Here is a 13,493-nt window from a genome sequence, read left to right on the forward strand (position 1 = left end):
CAATTGCTGCATCGGGTGCTATTTTGTTCCGCTAGATTCGATTATAGTCTTGGTTTCCAAACTCCCGTAAGCTATCAGCTAATGCGCTACGCGCACGGTTCGTGAACAGCTAATGCGCTACAGATGGTGCTACTTGAGGTGCTATCAGCTAATGCGTTACGCGCACGCTACTTGAGGTGCTTTTGAATGAAAGAGGTAAGCATTCGTTTAATTTCAGTTCCCTGGCCTTTCGGCCAGGAATTGATAGTCTTTGGCAGTCCGTTGAACTCGTCAGCCGGATAGCTTGTTTTAAGCTCACCGCTGACGGCTGACAGCACCTCAAGTAGCGTGAGCTAAAAGCTCACGGCTGAATGCTTACAAACTTCCTAGGAAATTTTTATGATCGAATGAATATCATCTAAAAGCAAACATTCCCGGTGAATCCATTGACCCATTCTAATTTATTGCCTGACCCGTTAAAAGCGTGGTACAACCAATCTGTCGAAAATTCTCTAGCAGAATCCGGCTGTGACCCTCAAGTCGGTTTGACCTCTCAACAGGTATCACAGCGGTTGGAATACTATGGCTTAAATCAGTTAGAGGAAAAAGCAAAGCGCAGTTCCTGGGCAATGTTCCTTGATCAATTCAAGGACATCATGCTGCTGATGCTGATTGCAGTAGCGATAGTTTCCGGGATTTTAGATCTGATCAATCTGCAACAAGCCTCAGAAAAGGCGAGTGAATTCCCCTTCAAAGATACGATTGCTATCCTCTCAATCGTGATTCTCAATGGCATCCTCGGGTATCTCCAGGAAAGCCGTGCTGAAAAAGCCCTAGCAGCCCTGAAAAGTATGGCATCTCCTAAGGTACGAGTGTTGCGGGATGGTCGTACCTTAGAGATAGACAGTCCACAGCTTGTTCCAGGGGACATCATGTTGCTGGAAGCTGGGGTACAAGTTGGAGCAGATGGTAGGCTAATCGAGGCATCGAATTTGCAGGTCAGAGAATCCGCACTGACTGGGGAAGCTAATGCTGTCAATAAAACCGTAGAGGTGGAGCTATCAGAAGATACTCCCATAGGCGATCGCATTAATTTAGTTTTTCAGGGAACTGAAGTTGTCCAAGGCAGAGGTAAAGTCCTAGTTACTGGTACTGGGATGAATACGGAACTGGGGAAAATTGCCCAGATGCTACAAGGGGTGGAAAGTGAACCGACACCTCTGCAACAGCGCATGTCTCAGCTGGGAAAAGTCTTGGTAACCGGTTCGCTGTTGCTAGTAGCACTAGTAATTATCATTGGCTTGGGCGTAAGCGGTTGGGACTTGAGTGTGTTCCAACAACTGGTAGAAGTTTCTTTAAGTATGGCAGTGGCTGTAGTTCCAGAAGGCTTGCCAGCTGTGGTGACTGTTACCTTAGCCCTAGGAACCCAGAGAATGGTACGCCGTCATGCTCTAATTCGCAAACTACCAGCTGTGGAAACCTTAGGAAGTGTGACTACCATTTGTTCTGATAAAACTGGTACCCTGACCCAAAACAAAATGGTTGTGCAACGGGTGGATACCCTCAACTATAGTATTCAGGTGACTGGGGATGGTTATGAACCTGTAGGGGAATTTCTCCTAGACAATCAGCCCATTGCTACAGAACAGTATCCCGAACTCGAACCCCTACTTCTAGCTTGTGCTCTGTGTAATGATGCGATCTTGCAGTATGAACAGGGGGAGTGGAAGATTTTAGGAGACCCCACAGAAGGAGCATTAATTGCTCTGGCTGGTAAAGGGGGTGTGGATAAGGAACCCCTGAGTCAAAGGTATTCCCGTGTGGATGAAATTCCCTTTTCCTCTGAGCGCAAGCGTATGAGTGTGATTTGTCAGTGGGATAGTTCTCCAGATCGCTTTCAACCTGCTAACCTGCCCTACTCGAACACCAAAGGCGAACAACCTTGGCCTTTCGGCCAGGCTACGCGAACAACCGAGAACCCACAACTGACCCGTTACATGATGTTGACCAAAGGGTCTCCAGAATTGGTGTTAGAGCATTGTACTTCATCAGTACATCATGATGACAGAGCAGCAGGAACTCTAGGGTGTCAACCCTTGACAGAAGAGCAGCGGCAACAGATTTTGGAACAGAATAACCAAATGGCAGGGGCTGGTTTGCGAGTGCTAGGTTTTGCCTATAAGTCCCTAGATCGCTTATCAGCTCCAGAAGCAGACCATGAAATCTTAGAGCAAGGGTTGGTGTGGTTGGGGTTAGTGGGAATGTTGGATGCTCCACGCCCAGAGGTACTAGAAGCAGTTCAGCGGTGCCGGAATGCTGGAATTCGTCCGATTATGATTACTGGAGACCACAAACTTACCGCTAAAGCGATTGCCCAGGATTTGGGAATTGCTAATCATGGTGATCAGGTACTGACTGGTCAGGAGTTACAAAAGCTCTCCCAGGTTGATCTAGAGGAACAGGTAGACCAAGTCAGCATTTATGCTCGTGTTGCTCCTGAACACAAACTCAGAATAGTTCAGGCACTCCAGGGTAGGGGTAAATTTGTTGCCATGACCGGAGATGGGGTGAATGATGCACCCGCTCTCAAGCAAGCTGACATTGGTATCGCTATGGGAATTACGGGAACCGATGTCAGTAAAGAAGCCAGCGATATGGTGCTCTTAGATGACAACTTTGCCACCATTATTGCTGCCACAGAAGAAGGTCGGACAGTATATGACAATATTCGTCGCTTTATTAGATACATCCTGGGCAGTAACATCGGTGAGGTATTAACTATTGCCGCAGCCCCGATCATGGGATTACCAGATGTTCCCCTCACACCGTTACAAATTCTCTGGATGAACCTAGTCACTGATGGTTTACCCGCTCTTGCCCTAGCTGTGGAACCAGCAGAACCCGATGTGATGAAGCGATCGCCCTTTAGTCCTCAGGAAAGTATTTTTGCCAGAGGATTGGGCTCTTATATGGTGCGCATTGGTATTGTTTTTGCCATTTTCAACATTACCTTAATGGCAATCGCCTATGGATACTTCCCTCACTGGAAGACAATGGTATTTACTACCCTATGTATTGCTCAAATGGGTCACGCCCTGGCAGTGCGCTCCAACAAACGCATTACTCTGGAATTAAACCCATTCTCTAACCCTTATTTGCTGTTGGCAGTTACTGTAACTACTCTCTTACAGCTGTTGCTGGTCTATGTACCCTTTTTGCAAGACTTCTTTGGCACTGAGCCTCTGACTATGATGGAATTTGCTGTCTGTATTGGCTTTAGTACGTCACTATTTGTTTGGGTTGAGCTGGAGAAATTATTTATTCGTTGGTATAGCAAGGGAAAAGTTCAAGGTTAGTAGGTTAGCTGGTTGAAGGTTGAAGGTTAGCTGGTTGAAGGTTGAAGGTTAGCTGGTTGAAGGTTGAAGGTTAGCTGGTTGAAGGTTAGCTGGTTGAAGGTTGAAGGTTGAAGGTTAGCTGGTTGAAGGTTAGCTGGTTGAAGGTTGAAGGTTGAAGGTTAGCTGGTTGAAGGTTAGCTGGTTGAAGGTTGAAGGTTAGCTGGTTGAAGGTTGAAGGTTGAAGGTTAGCTGGTTGAAGGTTGAAGGTTAGCTGGTTGAAGGTTGAAGGTTAGCTGGTTGGACGGTTAGATATTTTTTTAAGTTCAGATCAAACTTCTAATCTTAAGCCTGTTAACCTATTAACCTAGAACCTGCTAACCTAGAACCTGCTCACTTTCAACCAGCTAACCTACCCTATAAGGGACGCCTTGGGGGAACAACCTGTTAACCTTCAACCTGTTAACCTTCAACCTGTTAACCTTCAACCTGTTAACCTTCAACCTGTTAACCTTCAACCTGCTAACCTACTAACCTGCTAACCCCCAACCTGTAACCTTAAATGGATGTACCTTAAGAGCCTACACCTGCGACAGTTTCGTAACTACAGAGATTGCCTGGTCAACTTCGATGCTCCCAAGACAATTTTGCTGGGTAATAATGCTCAGGGGAAATCGAATCTACTGGAGGCAGTAGAGTTGCTCTCTACCCTCAAGAGTCATCGGTCAGTACGCGATCGCGAATTGGTCTTAGAAACTACTCCCATTGCGGAGATTCGGGCTACTCTAGAACGAACCTATGGTTCAGTAGAACTAGGATTAACCTTGCGCACTCAAGGACGACGTACTGTTGCTCTCAATCAAGAATCCTTACGTCGGCAGTTGGACTTTTTAGGTATTCTGAATGCGGTACAGTTTTCTAGCTTAGATTTGGAACTAGTGCGAGGAGCACCAGAACGGCGTCGCGCCTGGCTCGATTCGATTCTGACTCAGCTCGAACCAATTTATGCTTACATTTTGCAGCAATATAACCAAGTATTGCGACAGCGCAATGCTTTGCTGAAAAAAATCCGTAAACTTCAACAAGAAGGGGAAGTTGATGCATCGGTATCCAAGCAATACAATGCCGAGCTAGGGTTGTGGGATGCCCAACTGGCTACCGCTGGCTCACGAGTCACCCGCCGTCGAGAGAGAATGCTAAAACGATTAGCTCCTTTAGCCCAAGCATGGCACGCTAGTATTAGTGGCAAGACAGAGGTATTGGATATTACCTATGCCCCTAATGTCAGTCTTTCCAAAGATGACCCAGATCTAGTCAAGCAGGCTTTTTTGGAGAAAATCCAACAGTACTCCCTTCCTGAATTTCATCAAGGGAGAACCCTAGTTGGTCCTCACCGGGATGAAGTACAGTTTACCATTAATCAGACCCCAGCCAAGTCCTATGGTTCTCAGGGTCAACAGCGAACGTTGGTATTAGCGCTCAAGTTAGCAGAATTGAAGCTGATTGAAGAGGTGGTAGGAGAAGCACCTCTGTTGCTACTCGATGATGTATTAGCTGAATTAGACTTGAATCGGCAAAATTTGCTGTTGGATGCTATTCAGGATCGGTTTCAGACTTTAATTACCACTACTCACTTGGGAGCCTTTGATTCCCAATGGCTGAATTCGTCTCAGATTCTTTCAGTACAAGCAGGACAGATTAAAAGGTTGGAAGCTTGATGGTTGATGGTTGATGGTTGATCGGGTAAAATGCTTTTTACACCTTGTTGTTAAAACAAAATTTTTTGGTAATACTAAGGTTGTATCTTCTGATCACAATCAGAGAGATAGCGGTTATCATACCTATGAGGTACACAGGATTTTTTTCCTGTTACCTGTTTCCTAAAATTCTGAACTTGTTTGTGTAAATCACCCAATTAAAAACTGCTATATCCCTACTAATGTTGTTTTTTAGTTAAAATCAAGATCATAACTCATGGAACTTCATGCACATACTAGAACAATTAATGATATTTTTGCCGCTAACAAAAAGTATATTGTTCCTAGATTTCAGAGAGAATATTCTTGGTCAACAGACGAAGTTAATGAGTTGTGGGAAGATATAATCTCGAATATTGAGATTATAGACAATCATGAGTTTCACCATGAAGAACATTTTATAGGTGCTCTTGTTTTAGTTGGGGAGGACAAATCACAAGAATTAAAGATTGTTGATGGTCAACAACGAATCACTACTTTAACGATTTTTATTTCTGCACTATGCGAGCGTTTTATGGAAATCGAAAAAAAAATTTTATCTGAAGCAATATATCACAATTTTATTGCTGGCAAAGATAGTGATGGTCAGCCTTATTTGAAACTTTAAAATGAAAGTACTAAGCCGTTTTTTCAAACCTGCATTCAAGATATTAACAAAGTATAGCAAGGGAAGTATAGTTTAGGACATAGTCTTTTGGTTGAAAGGGAGCAGGGAGCAGGGAGCAGGGAGCAGGGAGCAGAAGATGTCTTAAGCTTTACTTCGACTGCTATAAAAGATCAACCCAAGACAGAAGCAGAAAAAACCCTTTTCAAAAATTATAATCAGCTGTACTATAACCTATCTCTAAAAAATTTAGCCGAAGTATTTAAAGAAAAGATTTTAAAATAAATTACAATTCAAACTATGAACGGCTTTTGAAAGAAATCAGAAAGCAAGTTTTGCTCTATCTTAAGGTGATTGTGATTACAGTAAAGGAGGAAGATCAAGCTTGCAACTTTTTTACTTAAATGGTCGTATTTTTGCAAAAGTGAGATGCACTCCAATCAACGGAGATTGATTGTATTCAAAAAATTGATTCCACCCAACAAGGTTTAATGGGGCGCGGGAATTAATAACGAAACTTTTCCAAAATTATAAATACAGTATTCTGGTAATTTATGGGTTAATTTCGGTAAGGTTTATTCATAAAAAGCTAGTCACCTTCTAGATTATAGTTCACATTATTAGGCATTGCTTAAATCAAGGTTTGAGCATGAATCAACTCATAACCAGCAACTTTCAACTTCCGATTATGTACACGGGCGTTATTGGTTCGGAAGCTAGGTTGTGAGGAATCCCATAACACTTTGGGAAGATGGTAGCGATCGCATATTTGATCAGTCAGCTCCCGCGTCGTGAGTTTGAGGTCGTTAACTAGGTTGTAGATACCTTGACAGCGGTTTTGTCTGGCGAACTCTACTGCCTGAACAATGTCGTCTCGATGAATCCAATTGATAAAGTTATCGCCACTGCCAGGAAGCGTCGTGCCAGCCAGTCGCTCAAACCGCTTGCTTAACTCACGACCGGGACCATAAATCCCCCCAAGGCGCAGAATACAGACGTTGCAATTTTCACTGCTTGCCCCTAATAAAATATGTTCCGTCAAAGACAAAACCCGACCATGTTCGTTCGCTGGAACGATAGGAGAATTTTCATCTACCCATGCTCCCTGTTGGTTACCGTAGACGGCGCAACTACTTAGGTAAATTACCTGCTTCACGGTGGGATGATCTGCTAAAGCTGCTACCAAATTGCTAGCGGTGGGGATGTAAGTGGCTTCGTAGAGGTTGGCATCAACTTGCCTATTACTGATCGGGGCAATACTCAGGAGAATAGTGTCTTGATCAATAAGTGCCGACTGCATCCCTTGGGTATCATCCCCTTTCATCACCACTACCTGTGAGGCAACTTCCTTCAGCTTTGCTACCCGTTCTTGGGTAGTAGTGGTAGCTGTCACCTGGTGACCCGGCTGGTGATGCCAGAAATTTGCTAGAGCTGTGCCAACATAACCGCAACCAATAATGGTAATATTCATAAGGTATAATCCTTAGGGACATCCGTAACAATTTCAATAAAGCGAGTCTGAAACCCTCACGAAATAGATCCGTTGGAGGCATCAGAAGACGTCAGTCGTGAGTATTGAGTAGTAAGTATAGTGAGTATAGATTGAGTGATCAGTAGTGAGAATTACTCAATACCGAACAACTCAGTAGATGCTTTGCTCTTGCTGGATAGATTGTTGTCTATAGGCAGGGAAGGTTGAATATTTCAGCTGAGGTAGTCAAGCTGAAACTGTTCCCCGCTCTGATTTCAGGACTGATATCCTGACTCTAGGTTTGGACGGTAAACGTTTTGCCTATGCTTGACTTCAACAGTTGAGCTGTTGGTTCCGGATTTAGTAACCTCATATCAATCTGTCTAGGACTTTCTAATAGAATTCCCAGATTTTATTATCACGTAACAGTTTTGGCTGAATCCTGAACAGCCTATGATTTCCCGATAGATGTTGCTCCTGATCTAGATCACATGTACACAACCTGTTCTATTATATCAATTTTAGCCTAAATGTAAATATTTGTAAATGTAATGTAAAATACATAGGTTGCTGTGCTATAATTTCGTCAACTAACAGCGATTAGCCAAGGGTTGCACACCATCAGCCCAAAATCCTCAACGTTTCAAGTCGAGGAGAGTTCAAATCAGCGACTTACCCCAATTATTTGGGATTATGTCAGAAAAATGGTGGTAGAGTATTTGTGGTATTGCTACGGGGTTGAAATCGGTTCAACAGCTGAATCTCGATTGAGCGACTTGATCGCGAAATCTGTAACGTCGGCATATGCGCTACGCGCACGCTGCTTGAGGTGCCGTCAGCTTTTGGCTCACGCTACTTGAGGTGCCGTCAGCCGTTGGCCGTAGACCAAGCTAAGGGAACAGCCGTGAGCTAAAGCTCACGCTGCGCGAACAGCTTATTTTATTCAAAAGCACCGATTGCGCTACGCCCACGCTGCTCTTTTGGCAACTTTTGTCCTTTACTGAGATTTACGCCTAGTCTTATAAAATAAAAAGATCACCATGAAACCATATTTCTCTGCACTTTTAATGCTATCCACAGTAACCACAATAGCTGGTTGCACGAACCTTGGAGGTACGCCAAGAGCACAGGCTGCGCCATGCGAAAATCCTGTCACAAAAAACGATGTTCTAGCTGCACAGGAAAGCTGGGGCCAAGCCATTGTCGCCATTGGCAAGGCAGAAAACCCACAAGCAGAAGCACAAAGTACTCTTGACAGGCTTTATGCTTATGATCTTGGTACGGTTTTGTTCAAACCAACACTGGCCAGCGATGATCCGTTCAGAGGCACGGAGAAAGAGGCTTTGTCTTATTTTGTCCGCGGCAGCATCAGCGAAGATAAAGGTTTTGCTCTTGCGCCCTATAACAATGTGCGCTTTGAGAATGAAGGAATTATTACCCACTGCGATACAGCCATGTCGATGGGTGAGTATTTTTTCACCAAAACAGACGGTAGCGAGATCAAGGTAGAATACTCTTTTGGTTATGTTCGCGATGAAAACGGTGATCTGAAAATCAATCTGCACCATTCATCTCTGCCGTATCAAGCAAAATAAGGGCGATTGACCGTAGGTCACGCTACGCGAACGCACGTCTGACAAAAGTTGAGCTAGGTCTGGCGCTAGACTGTCCACCCATTGCTGTTGCTGGCTCGACTCTTTTGGCGGTTGAATCTCTTCTGGTGGTTGGGTCATTTCGGGTGCTGCTTCTATCTGTGATGCTTCAGATAATGCGCTCGGCTGTACAGGGGACTGAGTTGCTTCTGGCTTGGGCGTTTCGGGTACTGCTTCGGCATGATTGGGATTTGGGGATGCGATTCGGCAAAGCCGACCCTACGGGAACGCATCTGTTTTTATCCCCACTGGTTATAGCGGTTCTGATAGTCATGAGGTATACAGGATTTTTTTCCACTTCCGACTTCCCTACTCCGAAGCTCCCTTTTTTGAAATTGGAGCCATTTTGGCGACACAAACAGAGCAAACAGTATTGTAATTAAAGTATTGCTTAGTCTGTTTTTGTCCAAACACAAGTTACTAGACACACAAGCTCTAGACACACAAGCTCTAGACACAAGTTACTAGCTCTCAGTCTGCGTTCAAGACAATACCTTGCTCCCCTACCTCTCACCTCGGTAGGGGATTTATTTTAACTTTAACTGATCCCATAAGGCTGAATGCTTACTTTGATTTCTATTGCTTCTTTGGTGAACCTGCAGTTAAAAAGGTAATAAACGCCAGTAAAGCTAATACAGAACCTGGTTCTGGTACAGAAGTCTTAGGAGTCGCTTCGCCAAAAATCTGCACATTAATATCCGAAGACTTATCCCAGCCGTTACCATTGCTATCGACGATATCAACGAAGTTACCTGAGGCATCAAACTGCAAGTAACGATTGTCAGCGCCATCCTGGGGCGAACCACTCAATGCTGCGTTGGAAGCATGGTTATACGAGGGATAGAAAAGATCGAAATCAGGGATCTGACGACCAACACCCCGCACCCCGAATTTATAGGTTGTACCGCCTTCGATAGTCCAGTTGAGATTGTTGAAATCCACTTGCCAAATATTGACGAAATCACCAAAGTTATCGTATATCGAGCCAGCAGCATCTAGGTACGGGACTTGGGTAATGGTAATATCTGGGTTGCTGGTCACGTTACTGTTAGGGTCTAAGGTTGCAGTGGCGAAGGGAGAAATATCCTCCTCAGCGGCAAAACCTGTCAACAGAGTCAAGCTCTCAAACCAATCCCCCAAGTTGTCTGGGTCACCAATATTCATACCAGGTACCATCCAAGTGCGGATGGTATCGATAACAAAAGTGTCTCCTACATTGCCGATAGTGAAATCATCACCAAAGAAGCCCTGGTTCTGGGCATCTGTAGCCCAACGGACATTACTGCGGTTTGCTCCAGAAATATTATTGAGATTTTCTGTAGGTAGTCCCCGGTCAAACAACATTTCAGCCTGTGCGTTGGAAGTGTAACCTAGCATGACAGCAGAAGCAGTGGCAAAAACTGCTCCAACTTTGGCGAGAGTTGAGGTAAACATAGAATTAATAGCTTGAGTATAGGGTTGACGATGTAGATTGTTAGCAATATCAAATAGTCAAAATCCACAAAAAATAACAATAAAAAGTGGAAAAACATTAATTATTTTGTTTTAGTTTTAATGGCTTTTTTTTAGTTTTATATATGCCTTTTATCTTTTGCTTTTTTCCTTCGAAAATGTTATTATAGGGGTTAACATTGGGATGAACTACACCCAAATTTCTTCCCCTTCCTTCTTCTGTTGCCACTCTCACCTATGAGCCTGCTCCAGATTTAGCTGACGGTGGCGGGAACCGATAGATTACAAAGGATTCAGGCCGATGCTTTGATAGTCTAAAACAAGACTGACATAAAATTACGACATCAAAATCCTTCTTTCCTTGGCCAGTTTCTGATGTCGTAATTTGAGAACTTATATAGACATGGTGGCAAAGCAATGTTTACAATCGGGTTTGCCTAATGTATGATATTTCGAAGAATTACAGAGCATGGTTGATTGTGATTCGCCATTAACCATGCTCCTGAGATTTTGAACAAAATTTGTGACGCATTCCCCCACTTCGTTCAAGTGGGGGTCAAGGAACAACTTATTATTAATGGTTAAATGGTTATCTCCCTAATTTTCCTGCTTATTAATACATCAGGTGCCAAATCTATCAGTAAGTGGATCTGGTCATTTTTAACTAAGTCACCTTTCGCTTCTTTAAGTAGGCAGCGGTGTTTCTGACATATTCCATGGATGAGATCGATTATGTCTAACTCTACATCACCAGATCTCACCGGATAACGAGACTTCGTGACAAACACTATATGTATCTCAATCGAGCCAACGCTATGGGAAAAAGACCTTAGACGGCTTGAAACCACAAGAACACATGTTCTATCATGTAGCCATGATAGCAAAGAAGTCACAGAAAATTCTTCGCACCGATAAGTGGAGTCTTAACCCAAGTGCCCCTCAGCAATTAATGTTTGCTGAGACAATCTCTGTTTATCAACGTGCCTGTAAGTTTTTGACTTCAATACTATTTACCCATTGGGAGACAATCGGTTCCAAAGATACAAAAGAAGCCGTTACAGCCGTAGAACGGCTAATGCACCAAACCAATAAAAACCCTAACCCTAAGTATAAAATATTTAATCGAGTATTTTAGAAATTGCCGTCTTATTATCGTCGTGCTGCTATCGCTTTTTCCTTGGGGCAAGTTAGCAGCTTTGTAACGAGATATAGAGACTGGCAATGTGGACAGTCACGGAAGAGACGGGATGCTAAGCCACCATTAATGACGATTGGAGCTAACTGTTATCCAGCACTTGGTCAAGGTCAATGTTATCGGTTAGATTCCCTCGAACAAATTCAAATCAAAGTATTAAACGGGAAAAATTGGGTATGGACAACGGTTGGGATCGTTTCAACTAGGAATCGACATACTATCCCAGCTAACAAACAGCTGTAACCGTCGCTGATTCAACGAAATGGTAAAGCGTGGTTATCCGTTCCGTTTGATTGCAAACCTAATCATAAAAAAGAAGTTAATCGTGTAGTAGGAGTAGATAGAGGAATTAATAAAACTGCTGTTATTTCAGTCGTTGAGTCCGATGGCACTGTAATTTATCGTGAATTTATTCACCCAGTCAGAGACATAGACCGTCGTGATAAAAAGCTGAAATCAGTCTCAAAAAAAGCGTCGAAAACGATGGGTAAAGGCGGAAGGTTACACAAAGGTTTTTGCCGGAATACTTATCGGAAATGTCGCCACATTAACCGTCAAATAGCCCAGATAGTCTCTAAGGGGATTGTTGAGATCAGCATTGAGTATAATGTTTCGGTTATCGCTTTTGAATATCTAAAAAACTGGAAGCCCAAAGGTGGTAAGAAGAAATCTAATCTTAAACAGCGTTTCCACGGTTGGTTAAAGTCTATAATTCGAGAATTAACGGAAATGAAATGGATCGAATCTGGCGGGAAGATTTGTGATGTAGTTGCCCGAGGAACATCTAGCAACGCTTATGACGGTAGTGGAACAGTTTGGCGTGATCGGAAAAATTACGCTCTAGCTACGTTCAGTAACGGTAAACGATACAACGCTGATTTAAGCGCTAGTTACAACATTGCAGCTAGAGCTATTCAAGAACTCACTCGCAGAAATGACAGTGAGAACCGTAGTAGCAAAAGTTCTACTCGGTTGCCTAGAAGTCGGGCAGTCTTATGTGATCTATGGGTAACCTCAAACGATAGCATAGGACACCCCCACCTCAAGCAAAGCTAGGTGGGGGAGGCTTCATTAGGATCAAACTGCTCACTTCTATTGCGGCAAATGAAGATGAAGCTTAAGCCAATTATAGCGCTGCGTGCAGGGAATAGGAAATAGGGAGCAGGGAACAGGGAAAGGAGAACAGAAGGATAACGATCAACATATAACATACATACTGTGTCTGCGTAAGTCCTGGATCAGATACTCTTAGTCTGTGATTTGACTACCGTGTGCCTGAAGCCCGATATACTGTAATTGTTGCTGCACTTTCTGGCTGCTTTGAAAGACCTCGAAAAAATTCTAGACCGGCTTTTAATCGTTGATAATCCTTTCCCAGTTTTTCCGTCATTTGCCTGAGAGTTGGCTCTAGACAAGAGTAAACATACTCTAAAAACCTGGGGGGGCGACAAGCGCCCCCAGGTCACCTACACACAGATCAATATTGTCGAAACCAAGAGTATTTAAATAGTGATGAGCGTACTCAATTTGGGTAGACTGTAGGTCAATTCCAGCTACTCTTAAATCTGGAAAAGTTTCCAAAATTATTCCGAAGACAGCTCCGACACCGCAACCGAGTTCTAGGACATGCTCACCACCAGACAGGTTTAAATCACGCAGTATCAGTTTTTATCGCCAATATTGAGCTTGTTCAATTAGGCGTTTTTGCTCTTGGGTTGAATAGCAATGAATGTAATCTTGTTACAAACTAAATCTCCCTATGAACAAAATTGATTGCCTTTAAATCCTTGATTATACTAAATAAAAAATTCAATAATGTCAATTTTTAATCTCAATTTCGGCTAATCTTGAAATTCAGAATAAACTCATAAAGAAAAGAGGGGAGAATGGTGTAAGATAATAACTTTACTCCATCCCACCTCCTGTGATTAACAAAGGTCAGCCAAAAGCAATCATCAAAGCTACTCTTAAACCATGCTTTGGCACCATCAGGGAACAGAAGGATAACGATCAACTATAGCGATTCTGTAGTTAGATGAGGTACATACCAA

The 13,493-nt window shown here is 43.3% G+C and carries 12 protein-coding genes and 1 pseudogene; 7 read left to right on the forward strand and 6 right to left on the reverse strand.

Features of this window, described 5'->3' with window-relative positions:
• The first annotated feature begins 416 nt into the window (after window positions 1-416).
• From F6K64_RS14475 to F6K64_RS14490, 4 genes are all read left to right on the forward strand, one after another.
• On the forward strand, window positions 417-3,335 hold the full coding sequence (locus F6K64_RS14475) for a cation-translocating P-type ATPase (RefSeq protein ID WP_008180298.1): 2,919 nt from the start codon (window positions 417-419) through the stop codon (window positions 3,333-3,335).
• A 542-nt stretch (window positions 3,336-3,877) separates the two neighbouring features.
• On the forward strand, window positions 3,878-5,029 hold the full coding sequence (gene recF, locus F6K64_RS14480; protein ID WP_008180294.1) for a DNA replication/repair protein RecF: 1,152 nt from the start codon (window positions 3,878-3,880) through the stop codon (window positions 5,027-5,029).
• A gap of 256 nt (window positions 5,030-5,285) precedes the next feature.
• Window positions 5,286-5,675: a DUF262 domain-containing protein gene (locus F6K64_RS14485; protein ID WP_008180291.1), complete on the forward strand. Its 390-nt coding sequence runs from the start codon at window positions 5,286-5,288 to the stop codon at window positions 5,673-5,675.
• Between the two features lie 87 nt (window positions 5,676-5,762).
• Window positions 5,763-5,957, forward strand: a complete 195-nt coding sequence (locus tag F6K64_RS14490; RefSeq protein WP_008180290.1) for a hypothetical protein — start codon at window positions 5,763-5,765, stop codon at window positions 5,955-5,957.
• Window positions 5,958-6,303: 346 nt separating this feature from the next.
• Here the strand turns inward: F6K64_RS14490 and F6K64_RS14495 are convergent, their stop codons facing one another.
• Window positions 6,304-7,143, reverse strand: coding sequence for an SDR family oxidoreductase (locus F6K64_RS14495; protein ID WP_008180287.1), 840 nt, complete (start codon window positions 7,141-7,143; stop codon window positions 6,304-6,306).
• A gap of 1,040 nt (window positions 7,144-8,183) precedes the next feature.
• On the opposite strand from F6K64_RS14495, the gene F6K64_RS14500 reads away from it, so the two are divergent.
• Window positions 8,184-8,738, forward strand: a complete 555-nt coding sequence (locus tag F6K64_RS14500; protein ID WP_008180285.1) for a metal-independent carbonic anhydrase family protein — start codon at window positions 8,184-8,186, stop codon at window positions 8,736-8,738.
• Here the strand turns inward: F6K64_RS14500 and F6K64_RS14505 are convergent.
• From F6K64_RS14505 to F6K64_RS14520, 4 genes are all read right to left on the reverse strand, one after another.
• Entirely contained in the window at window positions 8,712-8,876 is a 165-nt protein-coding gene (locus F6K64_RS14505) for a hypothetical protein (RefSeq protein WP_154659687.1), read from the reverse strand. The two genes, F6K64_RS14500 and F6K64_RS14505, sit on opposite strands and share 27 nt — an antisense overlap.
• Before the next feature lie 495 nt (window positions 8,877-9,371).
• Window positions 9,372-10,229, reverse strand: a complete 858-nt coding sequence (locus F6K64_RS14510; protein WP_008180280.1) for a hypothetical protein — start codon at window positions 10,227-10,229, stop codon at window positions 9,372-9,374.
• A gap of 97 nt (window positions 10,230-10,326) precedes the next feature.
• The gene (locus F6K64_RS14515; protein ID WP_008180278.1) at window positions 10,327-10,476 is read right to left on the reverse strand and encodes a hypothetical protein; all 150 of its coding nucleotides are present in this window, start codon (window positions 10,474-10,476) and stop codon (window positions 10,327-10,329) included.
• A gap of 352 nt (window positions 10,477-10,828) precedes the next feature.
• Window positions 10,829-11,140 (reverse strand): transposase, encoded by a 312-nt coding sequence (locus tag F6K64_RS14520; RefSeq protein WP_081431899.1) that lies wholly within the window; start codon window positions 11,138-11,140, stop codon window positions 10,829-10,831.
• Between F6K64_RS14520 and F6K64_RS38890 the strand changes: the two are divergent.
• Both F6K64_RS38890 and F6K64_RS14535 read left to right on the forward strand, forming a co-directional pair.
• Window positions 11,122-11,685 (forward strand): annotated as a pseudogene (locus F6K64_RS38890) (hypothetical protein). The gene F6K64_RS14520 and the pseudogene F6K64_RS38890 sit on opposite strands and share 19 nt — an antisense overlap.
• 240 nt (window positions 11,686-11,925) lie before the next feature.
• Window positions 11,926-12,498 carry a hypothetical protein gene (locus F6K64_RS14535; RefSeq protein WP_008180272.1) on the forward strand — a complete coding sequence of 191 codons (573 nt, stop codon included), beginning with the start codon at window positions 11,926-11,928 and terminating at the stop codon, window positions 12,496-12,498.
• Window positions 12,499-12,870: 372 nt separating this feature from the next.
• Here the strand turns inward: F6K64_RS14535 and F6K64_RS38230 are convergent, their stop codons facing one another.
• Window positions 12,871-13,107 (reverse strand): SAM-dependent methyltransferase, encoded by a 237-nt coding sequence (locus F6K64_RS38230; protein WP_202799160.1) that lies wholly within the window; start codon window positions 13,105-13,107, stop codon window positions 12,871-12,873.
• Window positions 13,108-13,493 lie beyond the last annotated feature (386 nt).

Origin of the sequence: Moorena sp. SIO3A2 (assembly GCF_010672265.1) — a bacterium.
Taxonomy (GTDB): domain Bacteria; phylum Cyanobacteriota; class Cyanobacteriia; order Cyanobacteriales; family Coleofasciculaceae; genus Moorena; species Moorena producens.

Excerpts from the sequence above, each read along its gene's own strand:
- F6K64_RS14510 (WP_008180280.1), bottom strand. The coding sequence starts at position 10,229 with ATGTTTACCTCAACTCTCGCCAAAGTTGGAGCAGTTTTTGCCACTGCT.
- F6K64_RS14535 (WP_008180272.1), top strand. The coding sequence starts at position 11,926 with ATGGGTAAAGGCGGAAGGTTACACAAAGGTTTTTGCCGGAATACTTAT.
- F6K64_RS14505 (WP_154659687.1), bottom strand. The coding sequence starts at position 8,876 with ATGACCCAACCACCAGAAGAGATTCAACCGCCAAAAGAGTCGAGCCAG.
- F6K64_RS14495 (WP_008180287.1), bottom strand. The coding sequence starts at position 7,143 with ATGAATATTACCATTATTGGTTGCGGTTATGTTGGCACAGCTCTAGCA.
- recF (WP_008180294.1), top strand. The coding sequence starts at position 3,878 with ATGTACCTTAAGAGCCTACACCTGCGACAGTTTCGTAACTACAGAGAT.
- F6K64_RS14500 (WP_008180285.1), top strand. The coding sequence starts at position 8,184 with ATGAAACCATATTTCTCTGCACTTTTAATGCTATCCACAGTAACCACA.
- F6K64_RS14485 (WP_008180291.1), top strand. The coding sequence starts at position 5,286 with ATGGAACTTCATGCACATACTAGAACAATTAATGATATTTTTGCCGCT.